At 41.2% G+C, this 16151-nt stretch carries 8 protein-coding genes; 3 read left to right on the forward strand and 5 right to left on the reverse strand.

Annotated features, from left to right (window positions below):
* Positions 1-108: 108 nt before the first annotated feature.
* Entirely contained in the window at positions 109-4629 is a 4521-nt protein-coding gene (locus HMPREF1115_RS02575; protein WP_000791195.1) for an antigen I/II family LPXTG-anchored adhesin, read from the reverse strand.
* 169 nt (positions 4630-4798) lie between these two features.
* Positions 4799-5998, reverse strand: a complete 1200-nt coding sequence (locus tag HMPREF1115_RS02580) for a phosphoglycerate kinase (RefSeq protein WP_001096772.1) — start codon at positions 5996-5998, stop codon at positions 4799-4801.
* Between the two features lie 353 nt (positions 5999-6351).
* On the opposite strand from HMPREF1115_RS02580, the gene HMPREF1115_RS02585 reads away from it, so the two are divergent.
* Entirely contained in the window at positions 6352-7278 is a 927-nt protein-coding gene (locus tag HMPREF1115_RS02585; protein ID WP_000764445.1) for a helix-turn-helix transcriptional regulator, read from the forward strand.
* A gap of 84 nt (positions 7279-7362) precedes the next feature.
* The gene (locus HMPREF1115_RS02590) at positions 7363-7731 is read left to right on the forward strand and encodes a hypothetical protein (RefSeq protein WP_002881853.1); all 369 of its coding nucleotides are present in this window, start codon (positions 7363-7365) and stop codon (positions 7729-7731) included.
* 118 nt (positions 7732-7849) lie between these two features.
* Here the strand turns inward: HMPREF1115_RS02590 and HMPREF1115_RS02595 are convergent, their stop codons facing one another.
* Positions 7850-12574 (reverse strand): endo-beta-N-acetylglucosaminidase, encoded by a 4725-nt coding sequence (locus tag HMPREF1115_RS02595; protein ID WP_000653737.1) that lies wholly within the window; start codon positions 12572-12574, stop codon positions 7850-7852.
* Positions 12575-12907: 333 nt separating this feature from the next.
* Here HMPREF1115_RS02595 and HMPREF1115_RS02600 point away from each other — a divergent pair, with 333 nt between their 5' ends.
* Entirely contained in the window at positions 12908-14539 is a 1632-nt protein-coding gene (locus HMPREF1115_RS02600) for a Na/Pi cotransporter family protein (protein ID WP_000026655.1), read from the forward strand.
* 200 nt (positions 14540-14739) lie between these two features.
* On the opposite strand, the gene HMPREF1115_RS02605 is transcribed toward HMPREF1115_RS02600, so the two are convergent.
* Together HMPREF1115_RS02605 and pepA are read right to left on the reverse strand one after the other, a co-directional pair.
* Complete coding sequence (locus tag HMPREF1115_RS02605; RefSeq protein WP_000840148.1) at positions 14740-15036, reverse strand: bacteriocin immunity family protein; 297 nt, start codon at positions 15034-15036, stop codon at positions 14740-14742.
* A 20-nt stretch (positions 15037-15056) separates the two neighbouring features.
* Entirely contained in the window at positions 15057-16121 is a 1065-nt protein-coding gene (gene pepA, locus HMPREF1115_RS02610) for a glutamyl aminopeptidase (protein WP_000209184.1), read from the reverse strand.
* Between the last annotated feature and the right edge of the window lie 30 nt (positions 16122-16151).

A 16151-nucleotide genomic window follows, 5' to 3' on the forward strand; every position in this document is an offset into this window, starting at 1 on the left:
AACATAAATTAGTTGATTTTATGAGTGAAAATCAATAGGAAACGTTTTTAATTTAAGGCTATAAAAAAGAGGAAACAGAGTCCCTCTTTTCTATTTAACTGTCAGAGCTTACTTGCTTTCGTCTTCTTTACGCTTCAACTGACCAAGTCCTAAAACTCCTACTAAAGCTGCAAGACCAAGATACGGCATGTAGCTTGAATCATTTGTACCTGTTTGAGGTAGAGTAGGGTTACCTTTTGGATTTGGATTAGGATTAGGAGTTGTTGGCTCCTCTGGTTTCTTAGGTTCTGGCGTTGTCGTGCGAACTGTATTTGAAGCATAAGCAACTTTGTTCACAGTATTTACATAGGTATTTTCAAAGGTTCCGACAGCAATTCGTTTCATTTGAATATAAGTCTCAGCCTGGAATGGAGAATCCAACTGAATCTCTTGAAGGAATTCTTCCTTGAAGCGAATGGTAATCATTCCCTTATCTTGATCATGTTCAACTTGTGTTTCAGCTGTTAAATCTGTCCCAGCCTTAATAACACGGCCGTCTTTCAATCGGATATCAACCTTGGCAAGAACTTTATAGTTTCCAGTGTATTGATCACCTTTTTGGTCATAATCATCTACAAAACTATAGTCATTTAAGTCCTCAGAATGATTTTGTGGAATCAAACCACCGATTAAACGATAATTGAAGTACTGGTTCAACGGAATAGTTTGGCCATCAATATTGTCACTGCTTGGATCCATACTGATTGTCACATCTTTTTTCGGTGTGATTTTCGGTACGTTGTTGACAACTACTTCTGTAGCATAGCCATTTCCAAAATCAATTTGGTAGGCTTTGTTTTCATACTTACCACCCGTTTGACCAAATTCAGGTTTAACTGTCATCGGATCTGTGATTAGCAATGATTTTCCTGCTGCCACATAGTTCTTGTAGAATTCGGCTGGATTATCAGCAGAGAAGAGTTGGAAAGCACCTTTAACAGTGATGTTTGCTTTCTTCAACAAGTCCTGAACTTTCTTAGGAGCAGCTTCTAAACTATCAAACTGTTGAACACTGATACCTGATACAAGATTGCCCTCTAGATCACGAATCTTAACCAATTCTGGTTGAAGGGTTAAGGCTTCTTCTGGATAATCATCCACATAGTAGAAACCATTTTGAATCGCTTCTTTAGAAGATTTATCTCCTTTGTATTGGTCCAAATCCCATGTGAGTTCATAGTAGTTCGTTGAACCAGCTAGAACTTCTTTGCCATCAATATTCACACCTTGCTTGTTCTTATTAACTTTCAAAGGCTTGATGTAGTTGTTATTTGGATTGTCAGGATCATTTGGTTTACCTGGAGTCGTTACACGAACAATGTTTGACTTGACACCGTAGGCATCGTTGACTGTCAATGTAAAGTTATTTGTATAAGTCGCCCCATCATTCAAGACACGACCAACAACAGTTGGATATAGAGTCTCAAAGGATTTTGTCAAATCCGCATTGAAAGCAACCAAGGTCTCCTCAGTAGCCTTAAAGGTTACAGTGTGACTAGCTTTATCATAGCTTGTTTCAAAACCTTTGCTTGCAGCCTTGGTTGCTTCCAAATCAAACTGATAGCCAGTTGGAAGTGGATCTACCAATACAAATGAAGTTGTTTTTGGACGACCAGCTGTCAACGCTTCTGTTTTCAACTCAAACTTCACTACAGACTGCTTAGCAACGAGAGTACGATCGATATCTACTCCATCCTCATTTTTAATTTCTTTATTAATCTGAGGTTGTGCAAAAAGACGATTGTAATGGAAGTGAACTGTTGGCACCGCTGGCGGTGTTGGCAACTGCTTAGGAGTTGGTGCTAGCGGCGGAGTTGGCAATGGATCATAGTTTGGCTCTTCTGGTTTTGATGGCTCTGGTTGATCTGGAGTTTTTACCGGCGGAGTTGGCTCATTTTCGTAGCTTGGTGCTACTGGAGCCGGTTCCAATGGTTTTTCTGTCTCATATGTTGGCTCTTCTGGTTTTGATGGCTCCGGTTGATCTGGAGTTTTTACCGGTGGAGTTGGCTCATTTTCGTAGTTTGGTACTACTGGAGCTGGTTCCAGTGGTTTCTCTACTTCATAAGTTGGAGCTTGTGGTGCAGTTGGTTCTACTGGCGGAGTTGGTTTTTCCTTAGTAATTTTCGGAACGTTGACGGCACGAATCTTACCATTGAGTGAGTACCAGATGTTTGGTCTTTTACCTGTATCAACCGCCATAACTGGATCAGAAGGAACTACTAGGGTCGCAGAAATGGCACCAACAGTAACACGGTTAGTTGAACCAGACATGCTGATTGCTCCTGCACCATACCAAGAGTTTGGAGCATCTGATGAATCCCAACCTGAACCAGGTTGACCATTTGGATACATAGTCCAACGAGATCCACCTTGGTCTTTTTTAAAGTTCAAGGTTTCTGTGGCATAAATCTTTCCGTCTTTTTCTCCAACAGATGAACCGGAAATTTTAATAAAGTTACCAGTGTAATCCTTGGCCATCTCAATAGAATTATTTTCTCTATTTAGAGATGCTACTGAAAGAAGGGCATTGTCAAAATTAATTGGTTGGTCATTTTCATCATAGAAGGTAAATTCATTTTTAATGAAAATTGAAGTCCCTTTTTCAACATCACCAGTGTAAGCAGAAGCAAAGACACCCAAAGTTGGGTCACTAAAGATTCCCAACCAAACTTTTCCACTAGGATTTTTAAATTGAGAAGAAGGATCTACAGTATATTTGTAAACAATCTTGGAAATCTTTTTACCATTGTAGTATGAATTTTGAAGGTTGGTATAAGTTGCAGTTACGCTTTGCCCACGTTCTAGAAGAACAGAGCCCCATTTAACTTCTGTTTTATTCCCTACATTGGTGGTCCAGTCAGATTTGTCTCCAATATTACCATACAATTCCACCGAAGAAGCGGTAGCACCGTTTTCCAAGTTCTTGACATTTAGATTGTCTAACTGAAGATTTTTCTTGCCATATTGGACTGTGTCTTTCTTAAAGGCTTCATCAACTGCTGCTGCAGTGAGAAGTTTTCCTTCTGTTTTGAGGTCAAGTTGGGCATTCGGTTCTAAATCATAAACCAAGCTCTGAGCAGATGGCTTAGATAAGTAACCATCTTGATCTTTATTCTTTTCAAGTTCTACAAGCGCTGCCTTAATTTGGGCCTGCTCATCTTCATAAGCCTTTAATTTAGCTGGATACTCAGCCAACTCTTTTTTATATTTGGCAAGATCTGCTTCATATTTCGCAACTTTAGCTTCGTATTCAGCTTTTGCGGCGGCATTGCGTTGCTTGATTTCTTCGTTTTCAGCTTGGAGCGCTGCATTTTTTGCCTTGTTGTCTTCAACTGCCTTCTCGTAAGTTGCTTTTGCATCGGCATTAGCTTTTTGAACGCGAGCTAATTCCGTCTGGTATTCGGCTAGCTTAGCTTGGTAGTCTGCTTCATTGGTAGCATTTGCTTGCTTAACTGCCGCCAAATCTGCTTCGTATTTCTTCACCGCTGCGTCATAATTCGATTTTGCAGTGGCGTTACGTTGCTTAATCGCTTCATTTTCAGCTTGGATAGCATTGTTTTTAGCTGTATTTTCTTCAACAGCTTTTTCATAGGCTGCTTTAGCTTCCGCATTAGCTTTTTGTACTCGAGCTAATTCTGTCTGGTAAGCTGCTAATTTAGCTTGATAAGCAGCATCATTATCTTCCTTGGCTTTCTTAATAGCTGCAAGATCTGCTTCATACTGCTTCATCGCCGCTTCATAAGTTGCTTTTGCAGTTTCATTACGTTGTTTAATCGCTTCATTTTCAGCTTGAAGTGCTGCATTTTTTGCAGTATTTTCCTTTACTGCTTTATCATAAGCCTCTTTAGCTTCCGCATTAGCTTTTTGTACTCGAGCTAATTCTGTCTGGTAAGCTGAAAGTTTATTTTGATAATCCTGTTGGCTATCTTCATTTGCTTTTTTGACAGTTGCTAAATCTTTTTGATATTGTGCTAGCTTAGCTTCATATTCTGCTTTAGCTGTTGCATTGGCAGTGTTGATTTTTTCAACTTCTTCTTGATGACTTTTTAGATCTTTTTGATACTTGTCATCCGCTGCTTTGTTTTCAGCATTGACTTTATCTGTTTCAGCCTGATGAGCTGCGACTTCCTTTTTATATGCTTCAGTTGTTGTCTTTACTTCTTCAGCCTGTTTAGCATAGTCGCTTTTAATCTCATCTTGTTTTTGAGTATTCTCTGTAGCAGTTGTGGCTGTTCCTTTGTCTTTTGTTTCATCTTGAACTACCTTAACTCCTGCAGATTTTGCATCATCAACTGCTTTATCCAAATCAGTTGATGATACTTCTACTGGCAAAGCTGAGTCTTTAGAACCAGCCTTGGCTTGGCTTTCTTTGGCAACTTGGCTCATTTCCCCCTGAGCTTCAGGTAGATTTGTGGCTGGGTTTCCTGTAGTAGCTACCTCAACTGTACTTGTACTAGTTGTCTCTGTAACTTCATCAGCAAATACTGCTTTGTCTGCAAAAGCAATTAAAGCAGTTCCTAAAACAGCACCACACAAAGTTTTCGCAACTTTGCTTTTACGAAATCCATAGACTTCTTTTTTATTTTTCATTTTAATCCCTTTCCTTATCTAAATTTAGTCGTTACTTCTTATACTATCACTTTACAAGGCAGGATGCAAATATTTACTCTTTTTTCTTTTTATTTATAGAATAATTCTACATATTTATAAATTAAATTAAAAAGAAGATGGTCACACCATCTTCTTTTAGTTAAACTATTTATTTTTCAGTCAAAGCTGCCAATCCTGGAAGAACTTTACCTTCAAGAAGTTCCATTGATGCTCCACCACCAGTAGAGATCCATGAGAACTTGTCTGCACGGCCAAGGTTGATGGCTGCGGCAGCTGAGTCACCACCACCGATGATTGATTTAACACCTGGTTGTTTCACGATAGCATCCATGACACCGATTGTACCAGCTTGGAAGTCAGGGTTTTCAAATACACCCATAGGTCCGTTCCATACAACTGTTTTGGCACCAGTCAAAGCTTCGTCGAATTTAGCAATTGATTTTGGACCGATATCCAAACCAAGGAAACCTGGATCAACTGCTTCACCTTCAGTGTCTTTCACTTCAGTGTAGTCAGCAAATGCGTTTGCTTCTTTTGAGTCAACTGGCAAGATCAATTTACCGTTTGCTTTTTCAAGAAGAGCTTTCGCAACATCCAATTTGTCTTCTTCTACAAGTGAGTTACCGATTTCGATACCTTGTGCTTTGTAGAATGTGTAAGTCATCCCACCACCGATAAGAACTTTATCAGCTTTTTCAAGCAAGTTTTCGATAACACCGATCTTGTCTGAAACTTTTGAACCACCAAGGATAGCCACGAATGGACGTTCTGGAGCTTCAACTGCTTCTTGGATGTAGGCAATTTCGTTTTCAAGAAGGAATCCAGCAACTGCTTTTTCAACGTTTGCTGAGATACCAACGTTAGATGCGTGTGCACGGTGAGCTGTACCAAATGCATCGTTTACGAAAATACCATCTCCAAGTGATGCCCAGTATTTACCAAGTTCAGAATCGTTTTTAGATTCTTTCTTGCCATCAACATCTTCGAAACGAGTGTTTTCAACCAAGAGAACTTGTCCATCTTCAAGAGCGTTAACAGCGGCTTCCAATTCAGCACCACGTGTAACACCTGGGATAAATTTAACTTCTTGTCCCAATTTAGCAGCCAAGTCAGCAGCTACAGGAGCAAGTGATTTACCTTCTTTGTCTGCTTCTTCTTTTACACGTCCAAGGTGAGAGAAGAGGATTGCACGTCCACCTTGTTCAAGGATGTACTTGATAGTTGGAAGAGCTGCAGTGATACGGTTGTCATTGGTAATCACGCCATCTTTAACAGGTACGTTGAAGTCAACACGAACGAGAACTTTTTTCCCTTTCAAGTCAACGTCTTTAACAGTCAATTTTGCCATTAGATATGACTCCTTCTTTTTTTATACGTGTTAATTATATCACAAAATCAGCAAAAGAGATAGAAAAACCCTAAACTTTTCTTGTTCTTTCTTCTATTTATTAACCTAAAAACCTAGGATTGCAGTGTGGGAAATAGCAATCTTCACATAATTCGGTTGGAATAATTTAGGCAAATTTCTTGATTGCTCTGCCTAATTACTTCTACACTATCCTTTTTCTAAGATTTTAATCCTTAATATTCTAAATTCTACAGTCCTTCTTTTTGAATTGCTAGGCTTCTTATTATACAATATAACTAAAATAGTTTCTTCAGTTTGTGCTATTTGAGATTAAAAGAAGGGGAATTGCTACCATGAAATTAGAAAGACTAATCTATATTTTACTGTCTCTTTTAAATAAGAAGAGAATAACAGCTAAAGAGATTGCAGAGAGGTTTGAAATATCTACTCGAACTGTATATAGAGACATGGATACACTCAGTTTAGCGGGGATCCCAATCTATTCGGAACGTGGAGATAAGGGAGGTTTCTATATACCAAGCGACTATAAGATAGACAGAAACTTTTTCACTGAGGAGGAGAGACAGTTTATCATTAATATGAGCCAAAATGTTAGTAAAATCGTTGGTCATTCAAGTCTTGACAGTATCGAACACAAGCTGTCTTCTCAAGAAATTACAAGAGCAAACAGTCCTTTTTACTTTGATCTCAGTTCCTGGACTCTTAATACAAATTATTTACTAGAAATTGAGGAAGCGATACAAACTGAACAGATGATTTCTTTTTCTTACTATTCGAAAAAACAGGAGAAAAGTCAGCGAACAATTATCCCATACAGATTGATCTATAAACTGAATGCTTGGTATGTTATCGGTTACTGCTTAGAAAAATTAGATTTTCGTATTTTTAAATTAACTCGAATTCGTGAACTAGAACCAGTGGAGATAAAAGATAAACCATTCGATTATCCACGTTTATCTCAAGAAAAGTTAGAGCTTTTTTTAAATCCCCCAAAACATAAAGTGGAGGGGCAAAGAGAAGAAATCGAACTAGTTTTTACAAGATTTGCACTCCCAAAAATCTACGATCACTTCACGGAAGAAGAAATCAGAGTCGAGGACGAAATAATAAAAGTTCAGGCATTCAGAGCTTTAACTCCTGCATTTTTTGATTTACTCTTAAGCTTTGGTTATCAAGTAAAGGTCGTATCTCCAAGTCACTTACAAAATCTACTGGTCAGTACTCTCAAAAAAAATCTTCAGCAATATGACAACCTGTAGTCATATTTCCTTTTGTATACTCTTAAGTGGGCAAAATATTTCGTGATATTCATCAAAGCCCAATTATATTATAGGAGGTTCCAAATGGATACAAAAACACTTGCAGAAAGCTATTTTACGGCAGTAAATGAGGGAGGCTGGGAAGATTTCGTAGCTGAAAACTTTGATTATGGCATGTGCGATAGTGTAGAAATTCGACAAGGACGTGATATTTATTTGCAAGGCGCAGGCCAATTCTATGCTTTGAGCCAGCATCTTGAAGTGAAGCAATTACTTGTTGATGGTCGAACAGTCTCAGCTTTAAATCGCTACCGTCTACATTCTCCTCAAGGAAGAGAACTCGAACTGGATGTCGCAGAATTTCTGAAATTTGATGAATTTGATAAATTAGTTGCATCCAATATTTATTTCGACACTTATCGTTTCCAAAAATTTATCCAAGGAATTGAATAACAAGAATCTAGCTTCAAATTTACTCTTCAATTTCAAAACTAAAAACAAGGCCTGACTAATCTACAGTCAAACCTTGTTTTTTTATTTTTATGAGAAAATCCAAGATTCGTAAATCCGATTAGTCTTCTCTCTTCTTTCCAGCAAGCAAGCCGTAGCCACTCATTACTCCGAGAAGTCCCAGCGCTACTAGACTAGCATCTCTTGTCGCTCCCGTATTTGGCAACTCTCTGCTTGTTTCTTCAACTTTTGCTGGTGCTGCTGAAAGAGCTTGATCCCTTGTTTGTAAGACCTGCTCTTCTTTCGTTCCTACTTCGACAATTTCTGGAAGAGCTTCCTTGAGAACCTCTGTAGAATGAAGAGTGCGTTTGCCCTGACCATCAACTTCTACAAAGCGACGAACTTGACCTTCCACACCTGCTTGAATTAGCTGGCGTTGTCCTTTGAGAAGGGCTGCATTTGGTCGTTCCTGACGTTCGAAGGAAACTGTCCCCTCTTCAATTTCCAGTTTCGGAGTTTCTAGAACTAAATCTTTCACACCTTCAGCTGGTTGGTTACTTGATAGAACTTTTGTACCAACTTCAGTGATTTCTGGGATTGTTTCCTTGACTACCTCAGTCGAACGAAGAGTGCGTTTGCCTTTGGTATCTACTTCTACAAAACGACGAACTTGGCCTTCAACTCCTGCTTGCACAACACGGCGTTGTCCTTTGAGAAGTTCGGCGTTTGGTCGCTCCTGACGTTCAAAGGCTGTTGTTTCAGTTTCAATAACTAGTTCAGGGAGGACCTCAATAGTTGGAGCTACTTCATTAGGATCCACGCTTCCAACATGGTGACTTTCTTCTGCAGGAGCTAGTTTCTTATTCATCTTTTCTTTCATTTCCGCAAAAGCTTGAGGAGTTGGCGTTTGTGAAGATAATAAAGCTTCTGCTTGTTCAATCAACTCAGCTTTAGAATCTTTTTCACGGACGGATTCGAGCAAGCCTTCCAACTCTTCTCTAGCAGTCTGATAACGTTGATTTCCATCCAAGGCTGTCCCTGCTTGTTTCAACTCATTCAAAGCCCGATTGACTTCTTCTTGGCTAGCATTATGGTTTTCTGCTACAGCTTTGGCTGCAGTGAGCTTCTCTACTAGTGCTGCTTGTTTGTCCTCGCTTGAGAAGGTGTAGGCAAGGGTTGACTGACGGCCTTGGGCAGCAGTAATTTCTTGTTTGAGGTACTCGTCGTTGACAGCTGCTTTTGGAGAAACCAAGACATCGAACTCAGCTGTGTGTCCCTTGTAATGAAGGGTCAAGGTCTGACGACCAGTCTTTTGAGCATCGTAGCCCGTAATTTCAACACCTTGATCTGTGAAGGCATGGCTTTCTTCTGTCTCATCATCATAGAGAACGCCGAAGCGCCCTTCTGCAAGATCCAGTTGCTCTCCTACTAGATAGTCCGTTTTCGGTTTCTGAGTAACGTACAGACCTGCTACTTCCTTTGGTTTTCCTTCATCTTGACCAGTCACTTGTACCTTCAAGTCACCGCTTACTGGAAGTCCAAGATAGCTAACTGTGAGCTTTTGTTCCCCTTTTTGATGAGCGTTGTAGCCAGAAACAGTCACACCTGAGTGAGTAAGGTTAATCAGCTCGTCTGCTTGCCCCCCTTCGTATTGAACACGGAGGGTTCCGCCTCTAAGGTCCAGTTTTTCTCCCTCTTTGTAAACCGTCTTCTTAGGCCCTTTTTCAAGACTAACTGCAGAAATTTTTCTCTCATCCTGTGGAATCGCTACTGCCAAGGTGTTACTGATTTCTTTGCCAGGTAGTTGGGTACGATAGTAGAGGAGAGTTGGTTGCTTGTCAAAGCCCAATGGTGCTGTTGCCAAGTCTCCTCCAGTTTCAGACTTCAAGGTTGCAATCGGTGTTTGTGAATCTGCCTTGTCGTAAACGGTGATAGTTGCACCAGCTGGAACATCAGAGAAACCAAGTTGAACTTGATGGTTTCCAAGTGAACGGGCAGCTACCTTAGCCATTGGAATATTTTGACTTTCTGTGTCCAAGGTTTCGTACATCTTCCAGTTGTAGATACGAATGGCCTTCCAAGGTGTCCCATTATCTGAAGTGATAACTTTTAGGCGCCAGTCTTGGGCAGTGATTGGTTTGTCAAGAGTGATATCTGTCACGTGTGCTTTGTTGCCACGGACTTCCTTAGCTAGTTTCCACTCACCATCTGCATCTTTATAATAAAGATCAAAGTCTTTGGTGTTCATCAAACCGTCGTTGACAGACTCACCACCAGCTCCCGCATGATCCATGACCCATCTAACAACGGTACGTGGCTTGGTCAAGCGAATATCCACACTACCGCTCAACTGAGCTGAAGACCACTTATCTGACAAGCTAGTAATGGTACCGTTCAACATGCCTTCGATGCCTTCTCCACCTTCAGTATTTTGGAAAGTGCTACCGATAACCTTTGCACCTGGAACAATATTTTCAGCTAAAGGTCTTGGGAGAGTTGTATCCTGAACTGTCATCCCCCAGTTAAAGGATGCCGTCGCAGCTTCGGAACGGAGGCCATTTTTACCAACTGCAACGACTTTCAATTCCTGAGTCCTACCAGTCGCATTAGCAGAACGGCTAACTTTTGGCAAGTAGATGGTTGAAGCAGATGAACCTGTCAATAAGCGCCAGTTATCCCCATCTTTTTCGTAGACTTCATAGAAATCCGCATCTTGGTTACCCGAAAATTGAACCACTGCTTCAGCTTCTTGGGAATTCTTGAGAGATTGTTTCACAACAGAAAGCCCCGTCGGCGCTTGTGGTGCTTGGTGATTATCTGAAATGGTTAATTGACCTAGGTTAAACTGATAATCTTTTACAGCTCCTTCATGCTCGAAGAAGAGTTTGACTGCATAGATGGTTTTACCTGCTAGTGAGCTAAGGTCAATTTCTTCATTTGTCCAGTTGTCAGAAAGAGTCAGTTCTTTCCATGCGGCTGCATCCTCAAATTTGTAGTCTGGTGTTGTAGAGAAAGCCATATAAACTTTGGAGCCTTTTCCTCCCTTGTGGGCAACCCGAAGTTTGGTTTTCTCAGTTACTTCTAGTTTGGTAGAATACAAATTCACATCCTGGTCCGTCTTACCAGCTACATCACCTGAGAATTTAAGGGAGTTTCCGCCATTGTAGGCATCTGTAAAGTCATATTCTGCACGAAGTTTTTCCCCCGTTGAAGTCTGCCACCAGCGCCATGTTGGCAAGACACCAGAAACAGAACGGTAGTTCCACTCAGAATCCTTAGAAACTTTACCGTCTACAAACCATTTTCTACCATGACCTGTATTAAAGGAGGTCGTGAAGGTCCGGCCCACTGCTGGTGTACGGTCAGCAACTAAATTGGCAATCCCATACCACTCTTTGTCTGCTGGTTTTTGAGCCGTTGGATCTCCTTGGTAACCTGTAAAGAAGATGTCTTCGTTCTTATGGTAGTCTTCGCCTGTTTTTCCTAGACTGGTAATCGTATCTGGCGCAAAGAGTCCAAGTGACAAACGCAACTTGCCATTTTCATCTAAAAGAGCATCCCAGTTGACTTTGGTTTTATAAGAACCACCTTGTTGCAATTCCAAGCCTGCAAAGACATCATATTGGCTACGCTCTAGCCATTTGGCCATCTCTACGGAGTGATCATTCTTTTCCTTGTTCCAGTTGAAGTTAGCAAAGAATTGATCTGCAGGGACCTTGTCACCTTCTTTTTGCATAAACTGGTAGTTGTAATCACCTAGACCATCTTCGTGGTAACGGCCATATTTGTAGGTCATAGCATCGTACCAAGCATACTTGATTGGGTGGTTGACTTTGGCTGCGTATTCTTTTGTATAGAGCATGAATTGGCGCATTTTTTCACCAAGAGGTGCTACCAATTCCCCTGTTGTTTCCTGGTTGATGAAATAGCCATCAAAACCATAGTAGTTAGCAAGATCGACAAGTTTTCTTGCGATAGGGAAGGTGCCATCCTCATCTTGTTTCAAGGCAGCGGCAAATTTCTCTTGGTCGGCAATGCTATTTGACCAGTTGAAAAAGAGGGTTCCATAAACGGGAACTCCGTTGCGGTGACCGGCATCAATGACATCTGGAGTTGGAACTAGACCTTCCCAGAAGACCATTGAATCTAAGTATTGCCAGTAGTCAAAAGCATAGGCCTTGAATTCTTCTCCACCAACAGAAGCGTGGTCTTTGGCCTTTGAGTTGGTATTTGCTAGAGTTTGAACCTTGGCTCTTCTGCTTGCTTTTTCATTGACCAACTGGCCTCTATGGCGCTTAGCCAGTTCAACTGATGAACGGTTAATGGGATCATCCTCACGCGCACCCGGTTCCCATTTCAACAAATCCTCCCATGTATCAAACTTGATTTCTTTTGGTCGGAGACTCTTCTCTTCATTTTTAGGAACGTCTGCTAAACTTGGTTTGTCGGCTTTATTGTCAACTACTTGAGGAACCGCCTCTGGTTTAACTTCCTCTTTTTCAGTTGGTTGAGCAGTTTCTTCAACTTTTTCTGTCGGAGCTGGCTTCGCTTCTTCTTTTTCATTAACCATATCCGTTATTGCTGGAGTGTTTTCTGAAATGGGTTGCTCAGCTACTTTGTTTTCGGTTTCCTCTAATTGTTTTTCGATAGCTGCAGTGTCTGGATTAGCAGTTTCACTCGCACTTGTCGCTTGAGCTCTCGTATTAGCAGCTGTTTCAGGGACAGCGACCTGTTCGGCAAGAGCTGGACTCGCAAATAAAGCTGAACCAATCATCAAGGAACAAGCCCCGATTGACAGCTTTCGAATACTGTAACGGCAACGTTTTTCAAAAAATAGATCTTTCATCTTATCCTCCTAATAAAATAAAAAGTAAGCGCTTTACTTTTTAGATAAAAAGCAACTGTTCTTAGTGGACACCACCAGAACAGGATTATCTTCATTTTATCTTATATGAAAGCGATGTCAATCTATTTAACATAAAAACTATAACTAGGATAATAATCAGTAAAATTTGGACACAATCCTATAAATCATCTATCTTAAAGAGAATCTATCTCTCATTTTGAAAGAAAGTTCTTGTTTCTTATGAAAATTTCTACTAAACACTTGTGAGATTTACTTTTATCCTTTAAAATAGAATAGGAGAAATTCCGTTATTATTTTTCGGAGGAAAAAGAAATGTCCATTAATTGGCAGGAAATTTTATTTCACTTTTTAGGAGGTCTAGGACTGTTTTTATACAGTATTAAGACCATGGGAGACGGTTTGCAACAAGCTGCTGGAGATCGCCTTCGTTTTTACATTGACAAGTATACTAGCAATCCCTTTTTAGGTGTTCTAGTCGGGATTGTCGTGACTGCCCTCATTCAGTCAAGTACAGGGGTTACAGTTATAACGGTTGGGCTGGTCAGCGCTAGCCTTCTCACTCTTAGACAGGCTATCGGAATTATCATGGGAGCCAACATTGGAACCACCGTTACTTCCTTTATCATCGGTTTCAAGCTTGGCGAGTATGCTTTACCCTTGATTTTCCTTGGAACCATGTTCCTCTTCTTTACAAAAAACAGAACAGCAAACAATATCGGGCGCATCCTGTTTGGTGTAGGGGGGATCTTCTATGCTCTCAACCTCATCAGTGCCGGTATGAGTCCGCTTAAAGATTTACCACAATTCAAGGAATATATGGTAACCTTGGGACAAAATCCTATTTTAGGAGTAGTAGCCGGTGCAGTGATTACCGTCCTCATCCAGGCTTCCTCGGCTACAATCGGGATTTTGCAAGGCCTCTATGCAGGTGGTTTCCTTGACCTTAAAGGTTCACTACCAGTTCTCTTTGGAGATAATATCGGGACAACCTTAACCGTTATCATTGCAGCAGCTGGAGCTAACATCTCTGCAAAACGCGTTGCAGCAACCCACGTTACCTTTAACGTTTTAGGAACTATTCTTTGCTTAATCCTATTAGGCCCCTTCACTGCTATGATCGAGTACTTCCAGGCACTCCTTCACCTCTCACCTGAGATGACAATCGCCTTCTCTCACGGTGCCTTTAACGTAAGTAACACCATTGTACAATTTCCATTCATCGGAGCCTTGGCCTACTTTGTAACCAAGCTCATCCCTGGTGAAGACGAGGTTGTCAAGTACGAGCCCCTTTATCTCGACGAACAACTTATCCAACAATCTCCTTCTATCGCTCTAGGAAATGCTAAAAAGGAACTTTTGCACTTGGGGAACTATGCAGCCAAAGCTTTTGACCTTTCTTATAGCTATATCATCGGTTTGGATGAAAAGGTAGCTGAAAAAGGGCACAAAACAGAGGAAGCCATCAACACCATCGATGAAAAACTCACTCGTTACCTCATCAGACTCTCAAGCGAATCCTTGAGTCAAAAGGAAAGCGAAGTCTTGACCAACATTCTGGATTCATCTCGTGATTTGGAACGAATTGGGGACCACGCAGAAGGCTTGCTCAACCTAACAGACTACCTCCAACGTAAGAATGTTCAATTTTCTGATGCTGCTTTAGAGGAATTAGCTGAGATTTATCAAGCAACAACCGCATTCATCAAGGATGCCCTTGATAGTGTGGAAAACAATGATATTGAAAAAGCTCAAAGTCTGATTGAACGTCATAAAGAAATCAACAATATGGAACGTGTTCTCAGAAAGACCCATATCAAACGCCTTAACAAGGGTGAGTGTTCTACACAAGCTGGAGTCAACTTTATCGACATCATTTCCCACTACACTCGTGTATCTGACCATGCTATGAACCTTGCTGAAAAGGTCATCGCTGAACAAATTTAATACTCTTCGAAAATCTCTTCAAACCACGTCAACGTCGCCTTGCCGTACCCAAGTACAGCCTGCGGTTAGTTTCCTAGTTTGCTCTTTGATTTTCATTGAGTATAAGTACCAAGAAGCTATCCTGAATGGGATGGCTTTTTTGTCTCCTCATCAAGAATTTCTTTTGGAGCATATAAAAAATGCTTTGATTCACAATGGAATCAAAGCATTTTAAATAGCTCTCCAAACATAATAGCAGAAACTGCAGTTCCTCTGTACTTAGCTTCTTCTCTTTTGATAAAGCGAGCCAAATTGATTAATTCAGGTGCTGGGTGTTTGGGATTGGTGAGCAATTCACGAGTGACCAGTCCTGAGAGTCGGACTGCTAGTAATTGCTCATTTGTAGTTGGTAGTTTTTTAGCAGTCTCTAAGAGAGCAGCAACTAAATCTTCACTCAAGCCCTGACGGGCATGGTTGTAGAGATCTCTTATAAGGCTTTCTAGGTTTGGTTCTGCCATCCTGATCACCTCCCTTATACTTAATAATTTTTAATCAAATCAATAGTTGAACGATCCAATTTTTTCACCAAGGCTTGCAAGAAGGCTTGGGCTTCTAAGAAGTCATCCATCGCGTAGAGAGTTTGATGAGAGTGGATATAACGAGCACAGACACCGATAGTTGTAGATGGGACACCACCATTTTTCAGATGAGCTGCTCCAGCGTCCGTTCCGCCTTTTCCACAGTAATATTGGTACTTGATGCCCGCTTCCTCAGCCGTTGTCAAAAGGAAATCCTTCATACCTGGGAGGAGCAAGTGACCTGGATCATAGAAACGAATCAAGGTTCCATCCCCAATCTTGCCTTGACCACCATAAACATCACCTGCTGGTGAGCAGTCAACTGCCAGAAAGACTTCTGGATCAAACTTAGTTGTAGAAGTATGAGCGCCACGAAGCCCAACCTCTTCTTGGACGTTCGAGCCAAGATAGAGTTCATTTCCGAGTTTTTGACCTGAAAGGGCTTCAGCTAGCTCACTTACCATGAGGACACCGTAGCGGTTGTCCCAAGCTTTCGAAATGATATTCTTTTCATTGGCTGTCAAGATAGCGGAGCTATCAGGGACAATGGTGTCACCTGGACGGATACCAAAGCTTTCTGCTTCAGCCTTGTCCGCAAAACCGCCATCAAAAATGATATCCGAAATAGCTGGCATGGTTGGTCCACCTGTTCCACGTGTCAAATGTGGCGGAACAGAGCCTGAAATCACAGGAATTTCACGACCGTCACGAGTAAAGAGTTTAAAGCGTTGGCTACTAACCACCATGGGATTCCAACCACCGATTTCAACCACACGGAAGGTACCATCTGGCTTAATCTCGCTGACCATAAAACCAACTTCGTCCATGTGAGAAGCGACCAAGACGCGTGGTGCTTCCGCAGCTTCTGAATGTTTAATTCCGAAAATACCACCCAAGCCATCTGTCACTACTTCATCCACGTGCGGTGTCAACTTCTCACGAAGATAAGTCCGGACAGGTGCTTCATGACCTGAGATCGCAGCAAGCTCTGTTACTTCTTTGATTTTTGAAAATAATGTTGTCATATCAGTTCCTTCTTTCTGTCCTCCATTTTA

The sequence above is a fragment of the Streptococcus oralis SK610 genome (assembly GCF_000257455.1).
GTDB lineage: Bacteria > Bacillota > Bacilli > Lactobacillales > Streptococcaceae > Streptococcus > Streptococcus oralis_CB.